Raw genomic sequence first — 24,308 nt, forward strand, 5'->3', positions numbered from 1 at the left:
CCATGCTGCAGCGGCGAAGTTAAAAGGATAGCGTTATGCGTACAGAATATTGCGGACAGATCAATCCGTCTCATGTTGGCCAGCAAGTGACTCTCTGCGGTTGGGTTAACCGTCGCCGCGATCTCGGGAGCCTGATCTTTATTGATATGCGCGACCGTGAAGGCATCGTCCAGGTCTTTTTCGACCCGGATCGTCAGGAGGCGTTCAATCTGGCGTCTGAGCTGCGTAACGAGTTCTGCATTCAGGTGACCGGCGTGGTCCGCGCCCGTGACGAACGCAATAAAAACCCCGATATGGCCACCGGCGAAGTAGAAGTTTTCGCCACCGACCTCACCATCATCAACCGCGCCGAGCCGCTGCCGCTGGATTTTAACCAGGTCAATACAGAAGAAGCGCGTCTGAAATATCGCTATCTCGACCTGCGTCGCCCTGAAATGGCGCAGCGCCTGAAGGCGCGTGCCAAAATCACCAGCCTGGTGCGTCGCTTTATGGACGATAACGGCTTCCTTGATATTGAAACGCCGATGCTGACCAAGGCCACGCCGGAAGGCGCGCGTGACTATCTGGTGCCGAGCCGCGTACATAAAGGCAAATTCTACGCGCTGCCGCAGTCTCCCCAGCTGTTCAAACAGCTGCTGATGATGTCCGGCTTCGATCGTTACTATCAGATTGTTAAATGCTTCCGTGACGAAGATCTGCGTGCTGACCGTCAGCCTGAATTTACGCAAATCGACGTGGAAACTTCCTTTATGACCGCGCCGCAGGTGCGTGAAGTGATGGAGCGTCTGGCGCGCCAGCTATGGCTGGAAGTGAAGGGCGTCGATCTGGGCGAGTTCCCGCAGATGACTTTTGCTGAAGCGATGCGTCGTTACGGTTCCGACAAGCCGGACCTGCGTAACCCGATGGAGCTGGTGGATGTCGCCGATCTGGTTAAAGAGGTTGAGTTCAAGGTCTTCTCTGGTCCGGCCAACGATGCCAAAGGCCGCGTAGCGGCGCTGCGTGTACCGGGCGGTGCGCAGCTTAGCCGTAAGCAGATTGATGAGTACGGCAAGTTTATTGAAATTTACGGCGCGAAAGGGCTGGCTTATATCAAAGTTAACCAGCGCGCGCAGGGTCTGGAAGGCATTCAAAGCCCGGTAGCGAAATTCCTTAACGCTGAAATCGTGGAAGCGATCCTGGAACGTACCGGCGCGCAGGATGGCGATATGGTGTTCTTTGGTGCTGATAAAGCGGGCGTGGTGGCTGATGCGATGGGTGCGCTGCGCCTGAAACTGGGTCGCGATCTGAACATCACCGACCTCAGCGCCTGGAAACCGTTGTGGGTTATTGACTTCCCGATGTTTGAAGACAACGGCGAAGGCGGCCTGACGGCAATGCATCACCCGTTTACCGCGCCGCGCGATATGACGCCGGAGCAGCTGAAAGCCGCACCGGAAACCGCCATCGCCAACGCTTACGATATGGTGATTAACGGTTACGAAGTGGGCGGCGGATCGGTACGTATCCACAACGGTCAGATGCAGCAAACCGTATTTGGCATTCTGGGTATTACCGAAACCGAGCAGCGCGAGAAGTTCGGCTTCCTGCTGGATGCGCTGAAGTTCGGTACGCCGCCGCACGCAGGCCTGGCATTTGGTCTTGACCGCCTGGTGATGCTGCTGACCGGCACCGATAATATTCGTGACGTTATCGCTTTCCCGAAAACCACCGCTGCAGCCTGTCTGATGACCGAGGCGCCAAGCTTCGCTAACCCAGCGTCGCTGGAGGAGCTGAGCATTCAGGTGGTGAAAAAGGAAAAGCCAGAGAGCCTGTAAGATGACGTTTAAGCATCCTGTCTCGGTACTGGTGGTGATTTTCGCGCAGGATACCGGGCGGGTGCTGATGCTACAGCGGCGCGACGATCCTGCGTTCTGGCAGTCGGTCACCGGCAGCCTGGAGGCGGGAGAAGCGCCTGTCGAGGCGGCGCGGCGCGAGGTGTGGGAAGAGCTGGGCATTGACGTGGCGGCTGAAGGGCTGACGCTTGAAGATTGCCAGCGGCAAATTGAATTCGAAATCTTTCCGCACTTTCGTCATCGCTATGCGCCGCACGTTACGCATAATATTGAGCACTGGTTTCGGCTGGCCTTGCCGGGCGAACGCAGCATTATGTTAAGCGAACATCTGGCCTTGCAGTGGCTGGATACAGCCACTGCCGCCCGTCTAACCAAGTCCTGGAGTAATCGCCAGGCGATAGAAGAATTCGTCGGCTAACCGCTGCCGACAGCCGCGCAGCGCACCGCAATGTGCGTGCTGTTTATCAGCAATAGCGCGCTGAAGCTGTCAGTCAGTCTGGACTGATGCAAAATCAACAGCGTCAGACATAAGGTGCGTTGTTTCCCTGCAGAGGGAACCGGCCTTGAGGCGTCTGACCGGTGTCAAACTGGAGAGAGCAGAGTTATGGCAGGTCATAGTAAATGGGCCAACACCAAACACCGCAAAGCGGCACAGGATGCCAAGCGCGGTAAAATTTTTACCAAAATTATTCGCGAGCTGGTGACGGCAGCGAAGCTGGGCGGCGGCGATCCCGCTTCCAACCCGCGCCTGCGCGCGGCCATGGATAAAGCGCTGTCTAATAATATGACGCGTGACACCATGGATCGCGCTATCGCTCGCGGCGTAGGCGGCGACGATAACAGCAACATGGAAACCATTATTTATGAAGGCTATGGCCCGGGCGGCACGGCGGTCATGGTTGAATGCCTGAGCGATAACCGTAACCGTACCGTATCTGAAGTGCGTCACGCCTTTACCAAATGCGGCGGCAACCTCGGTACCGATGGTTCCGTTGCCTATCTGTTCACCAAAAAAGGCGTGATCTCTTATGCGCCGGGCCTGGATGAAGATACGGTAATGGATGCGGCGCTGGAAGCGGGTGCGGATGACGTAGTGACCTATGAAGATGGCGCGATTGACGTCTTCACGCCGTGGGAAACCTTTGGAGAAGTGAAGGATGCGCTGGATGCGGCGGGTCTGAAAGCGGAAAACGCAGAAGTGACGATGATCCCTTCTACCAAAGCGGATATGGATATTGAAACGGCTCCGAAACTGATGCGTCTGATCGATATGCTGGAAGACTGTGACGACGTGCAGGAAGTTTATCACAACGGCGAAATGACCGACGAGGTGGCGGCAACCCTGTAATGGTTGTTGCCCTTCACCAACCTGACGGAGCAGCCTGATGGCGATTATTCTGGGCATTGACCCGGGTTCACGTATTACCGGCTACGGCGTGATCCGGCAGGTTGGGCGACAGTTGACCTACCTTGGCAGCGGCTGTATTCGCACCGGCGTTGACGATCTGCCCTCCCGTTTGAAGCTGATTTACGCGGGCGTGACGGAGATCATCACGCAGTTTCAACCTGACTTTTTTGCCATTGAACAGGTGTTTATGGCGAAAAACGCTGATTCAGCCCTTAAGCTGGGTCAGGCGCGCGGCGCGGCTATCGTGGCGGCGGTCAATCAGGATCTGCCGGTATTTGAATACGCGGCGCGTCAGGTGAAACAAACGGTGGTCGGCATCGGCAGCGCAGAAAAAAGCCAGGTGCAGCATATGGTGCGCACCTTGCTGAAGCTGGCGGCTAACCCGCAGGCGGATGCCGCCGATGCGTTGGCGATTGCGATCACTCACTGTCACGTTAGTCAGAATGCCAACAGGCTAAGCGATACGCGTCTGACCCTGACGCGCGGCAGATTGCGTTCGTAACCCATTATCAGGCTGGATATTCATCCAGCCTTTTTTATGTTATAACTCTGACACTTTCTCTCTCCCTGAATCAAAGGAAGCTACTGTGATAGGTCGTCTGCGAGGCATCATTCTGGAAAAACAACCGCCGCTGGTATTAATTGAAGCGAACGGAGTGGGATATGAGGTCCACATGCCAATGACCTGCTTCTATGAGCTACCGGAGCTGAATCAGGAAGCCACTATTTTTACGCAGTTTATTGTGCGTGAAGATGCCCAGCTGCTGTATGGCTTTACCAGCAAGCAGGAGCGCGCGCTGTTTCGTGAGCTGATTAAAGTCAATGGCGTAGGGCCGAAGCTGGCGCTGGCGATCCTTTCCGGGATGTCGGCACAGCAGTTTGTGACCGCAGTAGAGCGTGAAGAAGTCGCGACGCTGGTTAAGCTGCCCGGCGTCGGTAAGAAAACCGCCGAGCGGCTGGTAGTGGAAATGAAAGATCGCTTTAAAGGCATGCACGGCGATCTGTTTGGCGGCGACGCAACCTTTACGCTTACCAGCGAGAATGCCGCCATCGACAGCAACGATGCCGAGGCCGAAGCGGTTGCTGCGCTGGTGGCGTTGGGGTATAAACCGCAGGAAGCCAGCCGGATGGTTAGCAAAGTGGGCCGCCCGGACGCTGACTGTGAAACCCTGATTCGTGAAGCGCTGCGTGCTGCGCTCTGAGGTAAACCATGATTGAAGCCGATCGCCTGGTCTCACCTGGCAATGTGAGCGAAGAAGAAATTATCGATCGCGCGATCCGTCCGCGCCTGCTGGATGAATATGTGGGTCAGCCGCAGGTGCGTGAACAGATGGAGATCTTTATCAAGGCGGCCAAAATGCGCGGCGACGCGCTGGATCACCTGCTGATTTTTGGCCCGCCAGGCCTGGGTAAAACCACGCTGGCGAACATTGTTGCCAATGAGATGGGCGTGAACCTGCGCACCACCTCTGGTCCGGTACTGGAAAAAGCGGGCGACCTGGCGGCGATGCTGACCAACCTTGAACCGCACGATGTGCTTTTCATCGATGAAATTCATCGTCTGTCGCCGGTGGTGGAAGAGGTGCTTTATCCGGCGATGGAAGATTATCAGCTGGATATTATGATCGGGGAAGGCCCGGCGGCGCGCTCAATCAAGCTTGATCTGCCGCCGTTCACCCTGATTGGTGCCACCACGCGTGCAGGTTCGTTAACCTCGCCGCTGCGCGATCGTTTCGGCATTGTGCAGCGTCTGGAGTTCTATCAGGTAAAAGATTTGCAGCACATCGTGGCTCGCAGCGCCGCCTGTCTGGGGCTGGATCTGAGCCCGGAAGGCGCGCTGGAAGTGGCGCGACGTGCACGCGGCACGCCGCGTATCGCTAACCGGCTGCTGCGCCGTGTACGCGATTTTGCCGAAGTGCGCGCCGAAGGCGTGATGGATGGCGATGTCGCGGCGAAGGCGCTGGATATGTTGAATGTCGACCACGAAGGCTTCGACTATATGGACCGCAAGCTGTTATTAGCCATTATCGATAAGTTTACCGGCGGGCCGGTAGGGCTGGATAACCTGGCGGCGGCCATTGGCGAGGAGCGTGAAACCATTGAGGATGTGCTGGAGCCTTACCTGATTCAGCAGGGCTTTATTCAGCGTACGCCGCGTGGACGCATCGCCACACAGCACGCCTTTAAGCATTTCGGCATGACCCGCGAAGTATAAAAAACGCCAGCGCTAAGCTGGCGTTTTCGTCTGGTTAACCGCTATCAGGCCGGCACTTTTTTCATCTGGCTGATAATAAACAGCACTGCGGCACAAAGCACCACCGAAGGGCCGGCGGGCGTATCGTAAAAGGCCGAGAAGGTAAGGCCGCCGGTCACGGCAACAATGCCTGTACCGATAGCGATAAACGCCATCTGCTCCGGCGAGCGGGCAAAGCGGCGAGCGGTGGCGGCGGGGATCACCAGCAGCGAAGTGATAATCAGCGCCCCGACAAATTTCATCGCCACGCCGATGGTTAAAGCGGTAACCAGCATCAGCAGCATGCGCGTGCGCGCGATATTGACACCATCCACCTGCGCCAGCTCCGGGCTAATGGTCATGGAGAGCAAAGGTCGCCATTGCCAGGCGAGCGCCGCCAGCACCAGCGCCACGCCGCCGCCGATTATCCATAAATCCTCCGGCGTCACTGCCAGCAGATCGCCAAACAGATAAGCCATCAGATCCACGCGTACATTCGACATCAGGCTCACCACCACCAGCCCCAGCGACAGGGCGCTGTGCGCCATAATGCCCAGCAGTGTATCAATAGCCAGATGGGGACGACGCTCCAGCCAGACCAGACCCAGCGCCAGCAATAGCGTGACCGCAATCACCGCGTAAAAAGGATTAACGTTCAGCAACAGGCCAAAGGCTACGCCCAGTAACGAGGCGTGCGCCAGCGTATCGCCAAAATAGGACATTCGACGCCAGACCACAAATGAACCCAATGGACCGGCCGCCAGCGCCAGCATTACGCCGCCCAACCAGCCGGGAAGTAACAGTTCAAGCATTATTTTTCCTGTCCTTTACGCAAAACTATCCGTCCCTGTAAATCGTGACGATGATTATGATGATGCCGGTAGATCGCCAGCTGCTCTGCGCCGCGTGGGCCAAACATAGCGATAAATTCAGGATGGCGCGACACCACTTCCGGCGTGCCGGAACAGCAAATATGGTGATTCAGGCAGAGCACTTCATCTGTTTTTGCCATAACCAGATGCAGATCGTGCGAGACCATCAGCACGGCGCAGTTTAGTTCAAGGCGCAGCTGGTTAATAAGATCGTACAGCGCAACCTGACCGTTAACGTCAACGCCCTGGGTGGGTTCGTCCAGCACCAGCAGATGTGGTTGATTAAGCAGGGCGCGCGCCAGCAGTACGCGCTGGGTTTCACCACCCGACAGCTTTTGCAGCGCGGCATGCTGCAGGTGACCGGCCTGCACGCGCTTGAGCGCAGGCAGAATATCCGCTTTGCGCGTGCCCGGACGCAGCCGCAGAAAACGCTCTACGGTCAGCGGCAGCGTTGGGTCAAGATGCAATTTTTGCGGAACATAGCCGATACGTAGCGGATTATTGCGTTTCAGCGTGCCGCTATCCGGCGCGATCAATCCAAGCACGACGCGAACTAAGGTGGACTTACCGGCGCCGTTAGGGCCAAGGAGCGTCAGGATCCGTCCTGGTTCCAGCGCTAAAGAGATATTGGACAATACCTGACGCTGGCCAAAACTGACTGAGATATTTTCCAGACTAATCAGTGAGGTCATAGTTATTAATGCTTGCAGAAGTTATCGGATGTTATAATATCACAATCCATCACCCAGTCACGATGGATTGACGCATTATGTTACAGAATAAAAAAGCCCTTTTTCCTCTGCTATTTTCCCTTGGTTTTGCCGCTGCGTTTAGCGCACCTGCCAGCGCAGCGGTTATCGCTTCGATTAAACCGCTGGGCTTTATCGCCTCCGCAATCGCCGATGGCGTAACCCCGGTAGAAGTTTTACTGCCCGATGGCGCTTCCGAACATGATTACGCTTTGCGTCCTTCGGACGTTAAACGCTTGCAGAGCGCGGATCTGGTGGTGTGGATTGGTCCTGATATGGAAGCCTTTATCAGTAAAACCGCCAGCGCATTTCCTGCGGAAAAGAATCTGGAAATTGCCCAGTTGCCCACAGTAAAACCGTTGCTGATTACCGGCGCGGAAGAGGATGATGAGCATCATGAACATGATGAAGCACATCATGACGCAGCGCATGAACATCATGATCATGGACAATATAATATGCATCTGTGGATGTCGCCGGAAATAGCGCGCCAATCTGCGGTTGCAATCCATGAAAAATTATTGGAACTTATGCCGCAGCGCAAAGACAAACTTGACGCTAACCTGCAGCAATTTGAGGCAGATTTAGCGAAAAGCGATACGCAAATTGCGCATCAGCTGGCGCCGCTTAAAGGAAAAGGATATTTCGTTTTTCATGATGCTTATAGCTACTTTGAAAAGCACTACGGTCTCACGCCACTTGGCCATTTTACCGTTAATCCTGAAATCCAGCCGGGCGCGCAGCGTTTACATCAAATTCGAACACAGTTGGTTGAGCAAAAAGCGACCTGCGTTTTTGCTGAGCCACAATTCAGGCCGGCCGTAATCGATGCCGTTGCCAGAGGAACTCAGGTGCGTAAAGGTACGCTCGATCCGCTGGGAATGGGCATCAGCTTAGCAAAAGACAGTTATGTGAAATTCCTCTCACAGCTGTCGAGCCAGTATGAAAGCTGCCTGAAAGGAGCATGAGGAATCCCTAAAAGTGCAACAGATAGCCCGCTCTGTCGCTCTGGCATTTAATAATCTGCCGCGTCCCCACCGCGTTATGCTTGGGTCGCTGACCGTTGTTACTCTGGCCGTCGCTGTCTGGCGGCCTTTTGTTTATCACCCGGGTGAAACATCGCCCATCGTAAAAACCATTGAAATTGACAAAAACCAGCTGCGTACGCTGCTGCCTGAAGCCAGCGAGCCGCTCGATCAGCCTGCGCCGGAAGATGACCTGCCGCAGGATGAGATCGATCAGGACGTAACGGCGGAAAGCGGCACTCATGACTATGTGGTTTCCAGCGGCGACACCCTGAGCAGCGTGCTGAACCAGTACGGTATCGATATGGGTGAAATCAACCAGCTGGTTAAAACCGATAGCGATCTGCGTAATCTTCAGGTGGGGCAGCAAATCTCCTGGACGCTAACCGATGAAGGCCAGCTGCAACGCCTGACGTGGGAGATGTCGCGGCGCGAAACCCGCACCTACGATCGCATCGGTAACGGTTTTAAGATGTCCAGCGAGCTGCAAAAAGGCGAATGGAAAAACAGCGTGCTGACCGGCGAAGTCAAAGGCAGCTTTGTCAGCAGCGCTCAGCGCGCCGGGCTGACCAGCGCGGAGATCAGCGGCGTGATCAAAGCGCTGCAATGGCAAATGGATTTCCGCAAACTGCGCGCGGGCGATAAATTCAGCGTACTGATGTCGCGCGAAGTAATGGATGGCAAAAATGAACAGAGCCAGCTGCTGGGCGTGCGTTTACGCACCGGCGGCAAGGATTACTACGCCATCCGTGCCGAAGATGGCAAATTCTATGACCGCAGCGGCTCTGGCCTGGCGCGCGGCTTTATGCGTTTCCCAACGGTAAAACAGTACCGTGTCTCCTCTAACTTTAACCCGCGCCGTCTGAATCCGGTGACAGGCCGTGTCGCACCGCATAAAGGGGTGGATTTTGCCGTGCCGGTCGGCACGCCGGTACTGGCCGTGGGTGACGGTGAAGTGGTACAGGCGAAACGCAGTTCCGGCGCGGGCAACTATGTTGCTATCCGCCACGGCCGTCAGTATATGACGCGCTATATGCATATGAAAAAGCTGCTGGTGAAGCCAGGCGATAAGGTCAAACGTGGCGATCGCATCGGTCTCTCCGGCAACACGGGTCGTTCAACCGGTCCGCACCTGCACTATGAAATCTGGATCAATAACCAGGCCGTAAACCCGCTGACGGCGAAGCTGCCGCGCACCGAAGGGCTTACCGGCAAGGATCGTTCCGCATTTCTGGCGCAGGCAAGAGAAGTACTGCCGCAGCTCAAACTCAATTAAGCGTCAGCACTCTCTTATCAGCGGAGCGCACGGTAAAACGTGCGTCTCCGCTTGCTCTCTTTTCCCCCACGGGTGCGTTGGTTTCGTATTATTTAGGGTTGGTTTAACGACAACCTGCGGTAAGCGTTGCAAATTTACCTGCCGACACTATCATTAGCCGGTTATTGATAGAGGCGAGTGCATGGAAACCAGCAAGAAAAAAAATACAGAATTTATTCCCGTCTTCGATAAATCCTTCCTGTTACCCAAATACTGGGGAGCCTGGCTGGGTATCGGTGCGTTTGGCGTAATGGCAATGCTGCCTGCAGCGCTACGCGATCCTATCCTTGGCGCGGCGGGCCGCCTTGCTGGACGTTTTGCAAAAAGCGCGCGTCGTCGTGCGCAAATCAACCTGCTGTATTGCATGCCAGAGCTGTCGGAAGCGGAGCGTGAAGCGATCATTGATGAAATGTTTGCCACCGCTCCACAGTCAATGGCGATGATGGCCGAACTGGCGCTGCGTAATCCGGATCGCGTCCGTCAGCGTGTTCACTGGCACGGCCGGGAAATTATCGATGAGATGCTGGCAGAGAAGCAAAATGTTATTTTTCTGGTGCCGCACGGCTGGGCAATCGATATTCCTGCCATGCTGCTGGCTTCAGAAGGTCAGATGGTAGCGGCGATGTTTCACAATCAAAGCAATCCGCTGAACGACTATATCTGGAACCGGGTGCGGCGTCGTTTTGGCGGCCGTATGCACGCCAGGAACGATGGTATAAAGCCCTTTATTAACTCGGTGCGTCAGGGGTATTGGGGATATTATCTGCCCGATCAGGATCATGGCGCAGAGCAAAGTGAATTCGTTGATTTCTTTGCCACTTATAAAGCGACGTTGCCTGCAGTGGGGCGGCTGATGAAAGTATGCCGTGCGCGCGTGGTGCCGCTGTTCCCGGTCTATAATGCCAAAAATCATCAGCTGGATATCTATATCCGCGCGCCAATGGACGATCTGCTTGATGCAGACAACCCAACGCTGGCGCGCCGCATGAATGAAGAAGTTGAGTATTTTGTGCGTCCGCATCCGGAGCAGTACACCTGGATATTAAAACTGCTTAAAACGCGGCGTGAAGGGGAGATCGAACCCTATAAGCGCAAAGAGCTGTTTCCGCGTAAATAGCAAAACGATAAGCACCCGCCGGTTGCATAAAGCAAAGGCAGGGCAGAAGTGACCACCGTCCCGCGCCTTCATGGCGCGGGATTTGCGTTCAGGCAGCCGGTAAGAGCCGTCTGAAGCGCATGGAGATGCATACCTCTGCTCAGAGCGGATTTACCGTACTGCGTCGCTTGCGCTCGCGCAGAAAAGCGGTCACCAGCACCAGCCACAGCAGGCCGCTCGCCAGATTGATCAGACTAAACCAGGCGCTCCCGCCATGAAAATAGCCGAATTTTGTCAGCTCAATACCCAACGCAAAAGCAATAATACTTACCATCCCTAACATGGCGGCCACGCTGCCTTTGCCTGCAGTGCTGGAAAAAAGCGTTAAACGATACAGCCCGGCGTTTACCATGCCTGCGCCGTAGGCGTACAGGCTCAGTCCGGCGGTCAGCCACAGATAGCTGTGGTTATCGATCAGGCTGGCTAACGCGGCGATAGTCAGTCCGGCCAGAATCGGCCATGCGCCAAAGCGTAACGGGCTCTCAATTGGCAGGCGGCTGGAAAGGCGGCTCAAGGTCAGGTTACCGGCGATCATCGCCAGAAAAACCGGCAGCTGCAGCAGGGCGTAATCCATGCGCGACAGCCCCTCATCCTGAATCAGAATGACCGGCGACAGCGCTACCCAGGCGAGGATAGGAATAAACACCAGCCCGATCGCCAGCGAGCCGCTCATGATTTGTCGATCGCGTGCCAGCGCCAGATAGCTGCGCGCCAGATTTTTCAGGCTAATGGAAACGGTACGATCGCCTGCGGTTTCCGGCATGGCGCGCCAAAGGCCAATCAGCGCCAGCGCCGCGATAACAGCAAACAGCCAGAACATGGTGCGCCAGTCACCTACGGTTAAAAAGGCTGCACCCGCCAGCGGACCAGCCAGCGGCGCCAGCAGCGCGACATTGGCCATCAGCGCCATAATCCGCACGCTGCGCGCCTCGTCAAACGCTTCCTGAATCGCCGCATAGCCTACCGCGCCGATAAAGCAGAGGCTGATGCCCTGCAAGAAACGCAGCACGATAAATTGCTCAATGGATGAAATCCAGTGCATCAGCGCGCAGCAGATAATAAAAAACAGTACGCCAGCCAGCATCACCGGACGCCGGCCATATTTATCTGATAACGGGCCAAGCAGCCATTGCAGAACAATGCCGCCGATCAGATAAGCCGTCAGGGAAGCGGAAACCCATTCGGCTCCAACATTGAATTCGTTGGTGACCAGCAGCATGCCAGGCTGGATCATGTCGTGCGCAATATAGGTAGCAAACTCAAACAGCACCAGCGAAAGCGGAAAAAGTAAATGCCTGAAGGTCAGGTTGAAAACCGGGGTGTATGCGGCCATGCAGGTATGCTCCAGAAAGATAAAAACGCGACCGCAAATGCGGCCGCGTCAGTATAACGATCAAAATTATATTAAAAATGAATTATTCCTGATGCGCGAACGCGGCAATCGGGTTAATCAGCTCCCCGGCAAACTTCAGGTTCTCTGCCGGATCGGCCAGATTAATCATCTGCTGATTATTCGCCAGCTGCAGGCGATTCAGACAGGAAAGCGCGAAGGTGGGCGCAAACAGATTATAGCGGGCAAATTTAGGTGCCAGCTGCGGATGCGCCTGCTGATAATCATGAACGCACTGCGCCACGCGCTGCCAGAAACGTGCTTCGGGCAGCGTCCCGCTGTCATCCAGAATAGCAGAGACGAAGCGGAAAATGCAGTCAAACACATCGGTAAAGATCGAAAGTATTTTCAGGTTTTCCGGTACCTCCACCGCCAGGCGTTGTGCCTTCTCCGGCAGCACCGCATCCGGGTTCAGCACCGCGATCTCCTCGCCAATATCCTTCATATAGGCGGCGATCGGCACATTATCTTCCAGCAGCAGGATCAGGTTTTCGCCGTGCGGCATAAAGACGATGTCATGTTGGTAGAAACAGTGCAGCAGCGGGCTTAGGTAGCAGGTCAGATAGCGATCGATCCAGGCTTCCGCCGCCAGGCCGGAATCAGCAATCAATGCAGGCAGCAACGGCTGCTGATGCTGATCGATATGCAGCAGTGAAGCCATGGTCATCAGACGCTGGTCAGGCTTCAGGTTCGCCACCGGATTATCGCGCCACAGCGCGGCAAACATCTTTTTCCAGGCGGAGTCGCCCTGAATGGCGCGCTCATAGTAACGGTTATGATAGCCAATCGCCGCTACCTCGCGCAGCAGACGGAAGTCGCACTGCTGTAGCCAGCGATCCTGGCTCACTACGCTTTCCAGCCACTGATTTACCGCTGGCGTGGTGGCCATATAGTAAGGCGACAGTCCGCGCATAAAGCCCATATTTAATACTGAGAGCGCGGTTTTGACATAACGTTTGTTGGGCTGGCTGCGGTTGAAGAAAGTGCGGATCGACTGCTGCGCCTGATAGTGATCTTCGCTTTCTCCCAGCCAGATAATATCGCGTGCGGCGATATCGGGTGCAAAAACCGTCAGCAGCTTATTCTGCCACTGCCAGGGATGGACCGGCATAAACAGATAATCCTGCGCATCCACGCCCAGCGCTCGCAGACGAGTATTAAACCCGGCGATGGTGGTTTCTCCGAGCTCCTCCTGCATTAACTGCTGATAGCTCAGCGAATCCAGGCTGGAGAAGTGCGCATTGCGGGTATGCACCGCAACCCAGACCAGGCGCACTGGCGTGGCCGCTTCCGGCGCGTAGGCGAGATAGTCACGCGCATCAAAACCGATGCGGCCATTATTGGCAACAAAGCAGGGGTGGCCATCAGTCATTGACGCTTCCACCGTCTGGAAATCTGCTTTTACCAGCGCCGCGCTGTCCGGGTTGCCCTTTTGTAACTTATAGACGCTGCTACACAGCGTACTGGTGATCTCTTCCATATAGATCGCCAGCATGGCGGCAGGGATAGCAATCTGCTGCTTAAACTCAATAATAAACTGCAGCGCATCCAGCGGCCGCGGCTCGCCATTTTCACGCTTTTCCAGTGAGTCTGCATCAATTTGCCAGTGATCAAGCGCCAGACGGCGGGCGTGGAAAGTGTATACCGCTTCGCCGCCCGGCACCGCCAGCTGATAGCTACCGTTGGCGTCAGGCTGGGGTGAAATCAGTTTTTCATGGGCAAACTCAGCAATCGCCTTGCGCAGCAGCAGGCGGTTAGCCAGCGCCCAGTTGTCGCCGCTCAGGTGGTGTCCGTTGATCAAGGTTGGGTGTGTTGTCATCTGTAATTGTTCCTGCAGTTGCGCTTGCTGATAATCTTCGCGCTGGCAAAAGGCGAGCCAGGCGGTTTTATGGCCCATTTCGATGGTGTGCTGATAGCGGAAGCCGGCCCGTTTGTTCAGACGATGGATTTTCTCGTTACGCACGTCTGGCTCGACCACCACCCGCCGCACCTGCGGCAGGCTGAAGAGGTAATCCATTACCGTGCTGAATACCTGCCAGCTAAACTGCGGCAGCGGTTTTTCCGCAGGTGCAATCAGAATATGCATCCCATAATCGTCAGGGCGAGCCGGATAATATTTGCCCACCTCATCCTGTTCGGCGCGGTAAAACTCCATCAGGAAAACTGGCCGGTCATTGCAAAGGCCGATCATTGCCGCCTGCGGATCGTGGGCGGTCAGCTGCTGGTAAAAGTTAGCGACCTGTTCCAGCGTGTGGTTTTGCATACCCCAGAAGCGCGCGTAGCTTTGCGTCACCCAGCGATGGATAAGCGGCGCGTCCTCTGCGTTCATTGGGCGCAGGGCAAATTCACCGGCGGGTCGTTTGCAGCGATATAAAAAACTCATCTTAACGCTCCGTCTCTGCCGGAAAGGTCTGGAAGGCGATCCGTTTTTCAACCGGGTAGATCTCCCGTCCGGCGATTTCACGGATCAGCACCGAGTTGCGATAGCAGGCCATGCCGAGGTCGGGCGTGACAAATCCATGGGTATGCAGCTCGGCATTTTGTACAAACACCGCGTTATGGCGATCGATGCTGTAATTGCGCTGCACATCGTAGCGTCCCTGCTCATCCCAGCGCAGCCGGTGAGAGATGCCTTCAATAAACTGCGGCGGCCGGTAGTGATAGCCGGTCGCCATCACCAGACCCTCGGTACGGCGCGTATAGTGCTCATCCTGCTCGCGCTGATGCAGCGACAGCTCCAGCTGGTTATCCGGCAGGCGACGCAGGCCGGTCAGCGCTGAATTGGTAAACAGCCGCACCTTCAGGTCGCCATCCAACTGCTTGATATACATCAGATCGTAAATGTCGTTTATCAGGCTGCTGTTGATACCTTTAAACAGGTTTTTATGTCCGGCATTCAGCTGGTCACGTTTAGCCGGGGGCAGGGCGTGAAAATAGTCGATCCATTCTGGCGAGGTCATTTCCAGTGTTAGTTTGGTATATTCCAGCGGATAGAAGCGCGGCGCGCGCGTTATCCAGTTGAGCTGATAGTCGTGACTGTCGATATCGCTTAACAGATCGTAAAAAATCTCTGCCGCGCTCTGACCGCTGCCGAGCACGGTTATTGAGCGCTGCGCCTGCAGCTGCTGCTTATTCACCAGATAGTCGCTGGAGTGCACAATCCGATCGCGCAGCGGACGGCTGCATTCCGGCAGCCAGGCGACCGGGCCGGTACCCAACACCAGTTTACGCGTCAGCCAGCTATGACGTTCGCCGCTGCGGGTATCAAGGGTCTGAAGCTGATAGCATTCGCGGCCCTCATCGTAGCTGACATAGTCAACGCGCGTATTCCAGCGCAGGTTATTCAGCTGTGAGCAGGCCCACTGACAGTACTGGTTGTACTCCTTACGCATCAGAAAGAAGCTTTCCCGGATATAGAAGCTGTAAAGCTTGCCCTTTTGCTTCATATAGTTCAGCAGGCTAAACGGGCTGGTGGGATCGGCCAGCGTCACCAGATCGGCCATAAACGGGGTTTGCAGGTGGGCGCTTTCCAGCATCATGCCGGTGTGCCAGTCAAAGCCGGGATTCTGGTCGAGAAACAGACCGTTAATCTCCTCCAGCGGCGATGTCAGACAGGCGAGGCTCAGATTAAACGGACCGATGCCAATGCCGATAAAGTCATAAACGGTGTCGTTCATCATTATGTCCTTACTGATTTGCAGCGTTTAACGGCGTGTTGCGTGACAGTTCGCGTCCGTAATGGCTAATTAACGCAATAACGTCTTCCATATCGGCGACGCGGGTAGTGGGGTTAAGCAGGGTAAATTTCAGATACTGCCGTCCGTTGACTTTAGTGCCGGCCACCACCGCATTGCCGGAGCGGAACAGCGCTTTGCGGATCTGCGCGTTGATCTCATCTGTTGTGTCATCGCTCAGGCCGGGACGGGGAATATAGCGGAATACCTGAGTGGTCAGCTCCGGCGCATGCAGCACTTCGATGGCGGGATGCGCCTGCAGCAGGCGATGCGTTTGCTGTGCGAGGGCCAGTATGCTGTCAAAGGCAGCACCCAACTGCTGCGCGCCCATAATACGCAGCGTCATCCACATCTTTAGCGCATCAAAGCGGCGCGTGGTCTGAATACTTTTATTTACCAGGTTGGGCGTACCTTCCTGCTGCGCGCTCAGCGGATTGAGATAGTCGGCATGTACCGTAACGTGGCTGAGGTGTTGGCTTTCACGGACAAAGAAAGCGCCGCAGCTCACCGTCTGGAAGAAAGATTTATGATAATCCACGGTAACCGAATCAGCGTGCTCAATGCCAGCCAGGCGCGAGCGATGCTGTGACGACACCAGCAGGCCACAGCCGTAGGCGGCATCCACATGCATCCAGAGCTGGTAGTGACGGCAGATATCGCTAATCGCCTGTAGCGGATCGATGCTGCCGAAATCGGTGGTGCCTGCTGTGGCCACCACGGCAATCGGGATCAGCCCATCCTGCCGACATTGCTGGATAGCCTGTTCAAGTTTGACGGCATCCATACGGTAATGCTCATCGTGGTCAATGGCGATCACCGCATCATAGCCAAGGCCCAGAATGGCAGTTGATTTCTGAATACTGAAATGGCTCATTTTCGAGGTAAAAATACGCCATTTACCTGCCTCAGGCGGCAAACCGCGCTGTTTGATCAGATGTTCCGGGCGTTGACGCACGCACCAGCTGTCGCGCGCCAGTAGCATGGCCATCAGGTTAGACTGCGTACCGCCGCTGGTCAAAATACCGTCTGAACCGGCTGGCAGACCGATGCGCTGCAGCGTCCAGTCAATAACCTTCTGCTCAATCAGCGTACCGCCAGCGCTTTGATCCCAGGTATCTACCGAGCTGTTAACCGCGCTCATAACCTGTTCGGCCAACAGAGAAGGCAGAACGATTGGGCAGTTCAGGTGTGCTACATATTTAGGATGATGAAACCAAACCGCATCACGCAGATAGACTTCCGCCAGTTCGGCAAGCGCCGCCTGTGAATCGCCCAGCGGCTGCTCCAAATCGATATTACGTAAGGCTGGTGCCAGCTCGTGCGGCAGGATGCCACTGAACGGCTTCTCAGTCTGCTGGATCTGATGCCGAATTAAAGTCAGCGCGCTTAAAGTCTGCTGCGCATATTGCTCCAGCTGAGCCTCGTTAAAGAAAAATTCGCTACCGCTAATGCCTGAATAGTCGCAATTGTCTGCGGCGGTCTGTTGTGTTATTGCGGAAACTAAAGCCATTTCCTGACCCTTTTTCTGGACGTAGGAACCCGTACCGCCAGTAAAAAAACTGACGGCCCTGTACGCCTGATGTTTTACGACATCAGTTAAAATTTTTTAATGTTTTGCGGGTGGGGATAATTTACCCGCAATAAAATAAAAACAGAGGAGCTACCATCTGAAGCAGATAAACCTCCTTTTTATGCGGTTATCGCGCTATTTTGTTAACGTAATGCTGCGCATGAGAATGAAAATGTGATTATAAATAGCAATCATTATCATTCAATATAATTTTGATGACAGTGAAGCTATAAGTAGCATTAATGTTTAAAGTGTGATGTAGATCACGTTTATTCGGGTTTAACGTGCTGGGTACGTGCGAGGATATTCAGATAACCGGGCGAAACTCACGGATATCCACGGCGCGGTGAGCAGGAAAACAGGAGCATACAAATCAGGGAGATGGTGAGCGGGGCGCTGCGTAGCAGGTGCTGTCGTGGTCGGTGAGAACAGGGAGCTGAGGGAAAAGCTGCCGCGTTTACGGCAGCTTACGGAATTACTCGACGCGCAGGATACGGCTGGTATTGGTGGTGCCGGTGGTGGCCATCACGTCGCCCTGGGTCACGATAACCAGGTCGCCAGAAACCAGGAACCCTTTGTCGCGCAGCAGATTAATCGCATCATGCGCTGCCGCCACGCCATCATTATTACTGTCAAAGTAAACAGGCGTGACGCCGCGATAGAGCGCCGTCAGGTTGAGCGTGCGTTCATGACGCGACATAGCGAAAATAGGCAGGCCGGAGGTGATGCGCGAGGTCATCAGGGCGGTGCGTCCCGATTCCGTCATGGTGATAATCGCCGTTACGCCCTGCAGATGGTTGGCAGCGTACATTGCCGACATAGCGATCGCTTCCTCCACGTTATCGAACTGCACTTCCAGACGATGTTTCGACACGTTGATGCTGGGAACTTTTTCCGCGCCCAGGCAGACTTTCGCCATCGCGCTCACGGTTTCAGCCGGATACTGACCCGCCGCGGTTTCAGCCGAGAGCATTACCGCATCCGTCCCGTCCAGCACCGCATTGGCGACATCCATTACTTCGGCACGCGTCGGCATTGGATTGGTGATCATTGACTCCATCATCTGCGTGGCGGTAATCACCGCCCGATTCAGCTGACGGGCGCGCCGGATAAGCGCTTTCTGAATACCGACCAGTTCCGGATCGCCAATTTCCACGCCCAGGTCGCCACGGGCCACCATCACCACGTCGGAGGCAAGAATGATATCGTCCATCGCTTCCTGGCTGGAAACGGCTTCGGCGCGTTCAACCTTGGCGACAATTTTCGCATCGCTGCCCGCGTCCTGCGCCAGACGACGTGCAATATTAAGATCTTCACCGCAGCGCGGGAAAGAGACCGCCAGATAATCAACGCCGATCTTCGCGGCGGTAAGAATGTCCGCTTTATCTTTTTCAGTGAGTGCCTCAGCAGAGAGACCGCCGCCCAGTTTGTTAATCCCTTTATTATTGGAGAGCGGGCCGCCGACGGTAACTTCGGTAAAGACTTTGTTCTCGCGCACTTCCAGCACTTTCAGCTGTACGCGGCCATCATCCAGCAGCAGCACATCACCCGGCACCACATCTTCCGGCAAGCCTTTATAATCAATGCCGACTTTTTCCTTGTCGCCTTCACCTTTTCCCAAACTGGCGTCAAGCAGAAACCGGTCGCCTACGCTGAGAAAAATTTTCCCTTCTTTAAAAGTCGAAACGCGAATTTTCGGCCCCTGCAGATCGCCGAGAATGGCGACGTGGCGTCCCAGTTTGGCAGCAATTTCACGCACTTTATCTGCGCGCAGCTGATGATCCTCTGGTGTGCCGTGGGAGAAGTTCAAGCGGACTACGTTAGCGCCGGCGGCAATGATCTTCTCCAGATTATTATCGCGGTCAGTAGCGGGGCCTAAAGTAGTAACGATCTTGGTTCTTCTGAGACGTCGAGTCATGGGTTTTCCTTAAGGTGTAAAAACCTGAGTGATGCGTAGAGTAAGTATGCGTGTTCTTTTTATGATTATTGATATAACGGCGAATTCATATTCCTTCCTGTTACGCCCGAGTGCATTGCAGGCGCTGTGCTAAAGAGCTTTTACTTTCTCGTCAAATACAATACTGACACCGGATGCTAAAGTCACTCTTCACGCGCAGTGAAGGAAAAGTTCGTTGATAACAGACAAGATTTATCGCTTCGTGGCAGCAGACAAGGACATGAAAAGCAGACGCCGACGGCGGTAAAAAAACGCATCGGTCAGCGTAACAGCGCCTGCTTAACGTTGAATGGGGAAAGGGTCGATCTCTTTATCCAGCCGTGACGGCTTTAACGCTTCTTTCACGCGTTTGAGATTATCGCGGAAGCTGGCACCATGATGTAGCGTAAAGCCGGTCGCCAGCACGTCAATCAGCATGAGCTGGGCCATACGCGACACCATCGGCATATAAATATCGGTATCTTCTGCCACGTCCAGCGCCAGCAGCAGCGAGGCCTCCTGCGCCAGCGGGGAACCGGAAGCGGTAATGGCCAGCACCACCGCGCCGTTTTCGCGCGCCAGCTGAGCCAGCTCCGGCAGCGATTTCGTGCGCCCGGTGTGGGAAATCAGCACCACCACATCGCCCACGCCACTGTTAATACAGCTCATACGCTGCATAACCACATCGTCTGAATAGAACACCGGTACGTTAAAGCGGAAAAACTTATTCATGGCGTCGTGCGCTACCACGGCTGACGCGCCCAGCCCGAAAAAGCCGATCTTTTTCGCCGTGGTCAGCACCTCGACGGCGCGCTGGATCGCCCGCATATCCAGGCGTTGACGCACCTGCTCCAGACCCGCCAGCGCTGACTGAAAAATCTTGTCGCTGTAGATTTCTACCGCATCATGCTCATCAATGTTACGGCTGACCCACGGCGTGCCGGTCGCCAGGCTTTGCGCCAGCTGCAGTTTAAAATCGGGAAAGCCTTTGGTTTGCAGGCGATGGCAAAAACGGTTTACCGTAGGATCGCTGACTTCGGCGGCGGCGGCCAGCAGCGCGATACTGGAGTGGATAGTCATTTCAGGCGCGGCGAGCACCACTGCCGCAACTTTGCGTTCGGATTTACTGAGAAAAGGAAGCTGCGACTGTATTCTCTCCAACATATTGTTCATGCGGTACCGCTCATCACTTTTGTCAATTTCATATACAGGTGCATCCGATGGCTGTTTATTGCGAATATACCGCGCTATAGCCGCAGCATGGCAGCGCAGGTAAAACCTGACCTGATGTTTTTTGCCAGAATATGAGCTATGTCTGATTTCATTGCACAAAAGCCATAGTATTTACAGGGAAACACGCCGCGTAAAAGCCGTCAGGCGTTGTTAAAATAAGCGTTTATGGCAAAAGAAGCGGGTGCTGGTTTACCCGCATCGCGCAAACACAGTACATTGTGCTGGAATAAAATTACAATAAGAGCTGGGTCACTGAGGATTATCCGGGCCCGACTCATCCTGCAACGAGGAGATAAGAATGGCGGTAACACAAACAGCCCAGGCATGCGATCTGGTTATTTTCGGTGCTAAAGGCGACCTGGCGCGCCGTAAACTGCTGCCTTCCCTGTACCAGCTGGAAAAGGCAGGGCAGATTCATGAGCAGAGCCGTATTATCGGCGTTGGACGCGCGGAATGGGATAAAGCGGAATACACCAAAGTTGTACGCGAAGCGCTGGAAACGTTCATGAAAGAAAAAATCGACGAAGCGCTGTGGGATCGCCTCAGCAGCCGCCTCGATTTCTGTAATCTGGATGTTAACGATACCTCGCATTTCCCGCGCCTGGGCAAAATGTTGGATCAACAGAACCGCGTAACCATTAACTACTTTGCCATGCCGCCCAGCACCTTCGGCGCTATCTGTAAAGGGCTGGGGATGGCGAAGCTGAATGCCAAACCCGCGCGCGTTGTCATGGAAAAACCGCTTGGCACCTCGCTGGAAACCTCGCAGGAAATCAACGATCAGGTTGGTGAGTATTTTGAAGAGTGCCAGGTATTCCGTATCGACCACTATCTGGGTAAAGAAACGGTGCTTAACCTGCTGGCGCTGCGCTTCGCCAACTCCCTGTTTGCCAATAACTGGGATAACCGCACCATTGATCATGTACAGATCACTGTAGCGGAAGAGGTAGGGATTGAAGGCCGCTGGGGCTATTTTGATAAAGCGGGTCAGATGCGCGATATGATCCAAAACCATTTGCTGCAGATCCTCACCATGATTGCCATGTCGCCACCATCCGATCTCAGCGCTGACAGCATCCGTGACGAAAAAGTCAAAGTGCTGCGCTCGCTGCGCCGTATCGATCACAGCAACGTGCGCGACAAAACGGTACGTGGTCAGTACACCGCCGGGTTTGTGCAGGGCAAAAAAGTGCCGGGCTATCTGGAAGAAGAGGGCGCTAACAAAACCAGCAATACGGAAACCTTCGTATCGATTCGCGTTGATATCGACAACTGGCGCTGGGCTGGCGTGCCGTTCTATCTGCGCACCGGTAAACGTCTGCCAACCAAATGTTCGGAAGTGGTGGTCTATTTCAAAAATCCGGAAATGAACCTGTTCAAGGATTCCTGGCAAGAGCTGCCGCAGAACAAACTGACAATTCGCCTGCAGCCGGATGAAGGGGTGGATATCGAAATCCTGAATAAGGTTCCAGGTCTCGATCATAAACATAACCTGCAAACCACCAAACTGGATCTGAGCTATTCAGAAACCTTTAACCAGTCCCATCTGGCGGATGCCTATGAACGTTTGCTGCTGGAAACCATGCGTGGCATTCAGGCGCTGTTTGTGCGCCGTGATGAGGTAGAGGCCGCGTGGAAATGGGTCGATTCCATTATTGATGCCTGGGCAGCGGATAACGATGCGCCTAAGCCTTATCAGGCTGGCACCTGGGGGCCGGTTGCTTCTGTCGCAATGATTACGCGCGATGGTCGTTCGTGGAACGAATTCGAATAAGCCGCTTCCTGCTAAGCCCGCGTAATGCGGGCTTTTTTTTGCGTTAAGAATTGTCAGGTGAAAATGAACCGCAGTTTCAAAAATTGATTAAGCGCGTGGACGTCAGCGGTAAAAATCAGGTATGGTAGTTGCCGTTTCCTTTGCTGCGCGGATACGCGCCATTATTGCCAGTGGTCGGAGAGTTCGCTGGCCTCACAGGAGAAAGTGCGATGAAAAACTGGAAAACGAGTGCCGAAGCGATCCTGACCACGGGACCGGTGGTGCCGGTTATCGTAGTGAATAAACTGGAACATGCGGTGCCGATGGCGAAAGCGCTGGTGGCGGGTGGCGTTCGCGTACTGGAAGTCACGTTGCGCACGCCGGTGGCGATGGATGCCATTAAAGCCATTATTCAGGAAGTGCCGGACGCTATCGTCGGCGCCGGAACGGTGATTAATCCCCAGCAGCTGGCGGAAGTCACAGCGGCAGGCGTCCAGTTTGTTATCAGCCCGGGCATTACCGAACCGCTGCTGCAGGCAGCCACAGAAGGCACCGTTCCGTTAATTCCGGGTATCAGCACCGTTTCTGAATTGATGACCGGGATGCAGTATGGGCTGCGCGAATTTAAATTTTTCCCGGCAGAAGCCAACGGCGGCGTAAAAGCCTTACAGGCGATCGGCGGGCCTTTCCCACAGGTGCGTTTCTGCCCAACCGGCGGTATCTCGCCAGCCAACTATCGTGATTACCTGGCGCTGAAAAGCGTACTCTGTATTGGCGGCTCCTGGCTGGTGCCGAACGATGCGCTGGAAGCGGGTGACTATCAGCGTATTACCGAGCTGGCGCGTGAAGCAGTAGCTGGCGCTCGCTAAACACAATGGCTCTCCCACTGCGGGAGAGCCGTTTCCTCAACCGCTTACCCTGACCGTCGCCGCTGCCGCAACCGCACGACTAACCGCTTCCTCAACGCTTTCCGCAGTGGCCAGCGCTACGCCCATCCGCCGTTTGCCGTCGATGTCCGGTTTAGCAAACAGCCGCAGCTGTTGACCGGCACCTAATGCTTTTTCCACGTCGCTATAGCTGACATTGTTGCTCTGCAGCTCCGGTAAAATAACCGCTGACGCGGCGGGGCCGTACTGACGAATCGCCCCAATCGGCAGGCCTAAAAAGGCACGTACATGCAGGGCAAACTCGGAGAGATCCTGTGAAATCAGCGTTACCATGCCGGTATCATGCGGGCGCGGCGAAACTTCGCTAAAGATCACCTCATCGCCGCAGACAAAGAGCTCAACGCCAAATAGCCCAAAGCCACCCAGCGCCTTAACCACTTTTTCAGCGATCTGCTGAGCGCGTGCTAATGCCAGCGGGCTCATCTGCTGCGGCTGCCAGGATTCACGATAATCGCCATCTTCCTGACGATGGCCGACAGGCGCGCAGAAGTGGATGCCATCCACGGCGCTTACGGTAAGCAGGGTAATTTCAAAATCAAATGTTACCACGCCTTCAATAATGACTTTTCCCGCTCCGGCGCGACCGCCCTGTTGCGCGTAGTCCCACGCTTTTTCCAGCTGTGACGTATCGCGAATAAAACGTTGGCCTTTGCCGGAAGAGCTCATGACCGGTTTAATGATGCAGGGAAACCCCACCTCTTCTGCTGCGGCGATAAAGGCGGTTTTACTGTCGGCAAAGCGATAGCTGGAGGTAGGCAGGCCCAGCGTTTCAGCTGCCAGACGGCGAATACCTTCACGATTCATGGTCAGACGCGCCGCCTGAGCGGCTGGCACTACGCGCTGTCCCTGCTGCTCCAGCTCAATCAGCATATCGGTGGCGATAGCTTCAATTTCCGGTACCACAAAGTCGGGGCGCTCCTGGTTAATCAGCGCTTTCAGCGCTTCGCCATCCAGCATATTAATGACATGGCTGCGGTGGGCCACATGCATGGCCGGCGCATCGGCATAACGATCAACAGCGATCACCTCAACGCCCAGGCGCTGACATTCGATTGCCACTTCCTTGCCCAGTTCACCTGAACCCAACAGCATCACGCGCGTCGCACTCGGACGCAGCGCAGTTCCAAGAATCGTCATAGTACTTACCTGAAAAGT

The 24,308-nt window shown here is 55.0% G+C and carries 20 protein-coding genes; 11 read left to right on the plus strand and 9 right to left on the minus strand.

What is annotated here, in order from left to right; all coding sequences use genetic code 11:
• The first annotated feature begins 35 nt into the window (after positions 1-35).
• The 6 genes from aspS to ruvB all read left to right on the plus strand — a co-directional run bounded on the left by aspS (position 36) and on the right by ruvB (position 5,455).
• Positions 36-1,814, plus strand: coding sequence for an aspartate--tRNA ligase (gene aspS / locus ACQE32_RS03710; RefSeq protein ID WP_426972243.1), 1,779 nt, complete (start codon positions 36-38; stop codon positions 1,812-1,814).
• Position 1,815: 1 nt separating this feature from the next.
• The gene (gene nudB, locus ACQE32_RS03715; protein ID WP_426972244.1) at positions 1,816-2,250 is read left to right on the plus strand and encodes a dihydroneopterin triphosphate diphosphatase; all 435 of its coding nucleotides are present in this window, start codon (positions 1,816-1,818) and stop codon (positions 2,248-2,250) included.
• 186 nt (positions 2,251-2,436) lie between these two features.
• A complete protein-coding gene (locus ACQE32_RS03720) occupies positions 2,437-3,180 on the plus strand; it encodes a YebC/PmpR family DNA-binding transcriptional regulator (protein ID WP_426972246.1) in 744 nt (247 codons plus the stop codon).
• Between the two features lie 37 nt (positions 3,181-3,217).
• Entirely contained in the window at positions 3,218-3,742 is a 525-nt protein-coding gene (gene ruvC / locus ACQE32_RS03725) for a crossover junction endodeoxyribonuclease RuvC (RefSeq protein WP_085071454.1), read from the plus strand.
• Positions 3,743-3,827: 85 nt separating this feature from the next.
• Complete coding sequence (gene ruvA, locus ACQE32_RS03730; RefSeq protein WP_250650150.1) at positions 3,828-4,442, plus strand: Holliday junction branch migration protein RuvA; 615 nt, start codon at positions 3,828-3,830, stop codon at positions 4,440-4,442.
• An 8-nt stretch (positions 4,443-4,450) separates the two neighbouring features.
• Entirely contained in the window at positions 4,451-5,455 is a 1,005-nt protein-coding gene (gene ruvB / locus ACQE32_RS03735) for a Holliday junction branch migration DNA helicase RuvB (protein WP_085071456.1), read from the plus strand.
• 44 nt (positions 5,456-5,499) lie between these two features.
• Here ruvB and znuB read toward each other — a convergent pair whose 3' ends face one another.
• Both znuB and znuC read right to left on the minus strand, forming a co-directional pair.
• Positions 5,500-6,285 carry a zinc ABC transporter permease subunit ZnuB gene (gene znuB, locus ACQE32_RS03740; protein ID WP_426972248.1) on the minus strand — a complete coding sequence of 262 codons (786 nt, stop codon included), beginning with the start codon at positions 6,283-6,285 and terminating at the stop codon, positions 5,500-5,502.
• Positions 6,285-7,037, minus strand: coding sequence for a zinc ABC transporter ATP-binding protein ZnuC (znuC, locus tag ACQE32_RS03745; protein ID WP_426972250.1), 753 nt, complete (start codon positions 7,035-7,037; stop codon positions 6,285-6,287). Before znuC ends, znuB begins: the two co-directional genes overlap by 1 nt.
• 77 nt (positions 7,038-7,114) lie before the next feature.
• Between znuC and znuA the strand changes: the two genes are divergently transcribed.
• The 3 genes from znuA (at position 7,115) to lpxM (ending at position 10,551) form a co-directional block, all read left to right on the plus strand.
• Positions 7,115-8,062 carry a zinc ABC transporter substrate-binding protein ZnuA gene (gene znuA / locus ACQE32_RS03750; RefSeq protein WP_426980902.1) on the plus strand — a complete coding sequence of 316 codons (948 nt, stop codon included), beginning with the start codon at positions 7,115-7,117 and terminating at the stop codon, positions 8,060-8,062.
• Between the two features lie 13 nt (positions 8,063-8,075).
• Entirely contained in the window at positions 8,076-9,395 is a 1,320-nt protein-coding gene (gene mepM, locus ACQE32_RS03755; RefSeq protein WP_426972254.1) for a murein DD-endopeptidase MepM, read from the plus strand.
• 181 nt (positions 9,396-9,576) lie between these two features.
• On the plus strand, positions 9,577-10,551 hold the full coding sequence (gene lpxM, locus ACQE32_RS03760) for a lauroyl-Kdo(2)-lipid IV(A) myristoyltransferase (protein WP_427021359.1): 975 nt from the start codon (positions 9,577-9,579) through the stop codon (positions 10,549-10,551).
• Between the two features lie 139 nt (positions 10,552-10,690).
• On the opposite strand, the gene ACQE32_RS03765 is transcribed toward lpxM, so the two are convergent.
• From ACQE32_RS03765 to ACQE32_RS03790, 6 genes are all read right to left on the minus strand, one after another.
• On the minus strand, positions 10,691-11,923 hold the full coding sequence (locus ACQE32_RS03765; protein WP_426972257.1) for an MFS transporter: 1,233 nt from the start codon (positions 11,921-11,923) through the stop codon (positions 10,691-10,693).
• Between the two features lie 82 nt (positions 11,924-12,005).
• The gene (locus tag ACQE32_RS03770; protein ID WP_427021360.1) at positions 12,006-14,363 is read right to left on the minus strand and encodes a GNAT family N-acetyltransferase; all 2,358 of its coding nucleotides are present in this window, start codon (positions 14,361-14,363) and stop codon (positions 12,006-12,008) included.
• Between the two features lies 1 nt (position 14,364).
• A complete protein-coding gene (locus ACQE32_RS03775; protein ID WP_426972259.1) occupies positions 14,365-15,657 on the minus strand; it encodes a lysine N(6)-hydroxylase/L-ornithine N(5)-oxygenase family protein in 1,293 nt (430 codons plus the stop codon).
• Between the two features lie 10 nt (positions 15,658-15,667).
• Positions 15,668-17,224 carry a pyridoxal phosphate-dependent decarboxylase family protein gene (locus ACQE32_RS03780; protein WP_427021361.1) on the minus strand — a complete coding sequence of 519 codons (1,557 nt, stop codon included), beginning with the start codon at positions 17,222-17,224 and terminating at the stop codon, positions 15,668-15,670.
• A gap of 535 nt (positions 17,225-17,759) precedes the next feature.
• Positions 17,760-19,202 carry a pyruvate kinase gene (gene pyk, locus ACQE32_RS03785; RefSeq protein WP_085071466.1) on the minus strand — a complete coding sequence of 481 codons (1,443 nt, stop codon included), beginning with the start codon at positions 19,200-19,202 and terminating at the stop codon, positions 17,760-17,762.
• Between the two features lie 318 nt (positions 19,203-19,520).
• Complete coding sequence (locus ACQE32_RS03790; protein WP_427021362.1) at positions 19,521-20,393, minus strand: MurR/RpiR family transcriptional regulator; 873 nt, start codon at positions 20,391-20,393, stop codon at positions 19,521-19,523.
• Between the two features lie 358 nt (positions 20,394-20,751).
• Between ACQE32_RS03790 and zwf the strand changes: the two genes are divergently transcribed.
• Positions 20,752-22,227: a glucose-6-phosphate dehydrogenase gene (zwf, locus tag ACQE32_RS03795; RefSeq protein ID WP_085071467.1), complete on the plus strand. Its 1,476-nt coding sequence runs from the start codon at positions 20,752-20,754 to the stop codon at positions 22,225-22,227.
• 209 nt (positions 22,228-22,436) lie between these two features.
• Positions 22,437-23,075 (plus strand): bifunctional 4-hydroxy-2-oxoglutarate aldolase/2-dehydro-3-deoxy-phosphogluconate aldolase, encoded by a 639-nt coding sequence (locus ACQE32_RS03800; protein WP_250650142.1) that lies wholly within the window; start codon positions 22,437-22,439, stop codon positions 23,073-23,075.
• Between the two features lie 36 nt (positions 23,076-23,111).
• Here ACQE32_RS03800 and purT read toward each other — a convergent pair whose 3' ends face one another.
• Entirely contained in the window at positions 23,112-24,290 is a 1,179-nt protein-coding gene (purT, locus tag ACQE32_RS03805) for a formate-dependent phosphoribosylglycinamide formyltransferase (protein WP_427021363.1), read from the minus strand.
• Positions 24,291-24,308: the final 18 nt, after the last annotated feature.

This window comes from Pantoea sp. FN0302, from assembly GCF_050113775.1.
GTDB classification, from domain to species: domain Bacteria; phylum Pseudomonadota; class Gammaproteobacteria; order Enterobacterales; family Enterobacteriaceae; genus Mixta; species Mixta alhagi.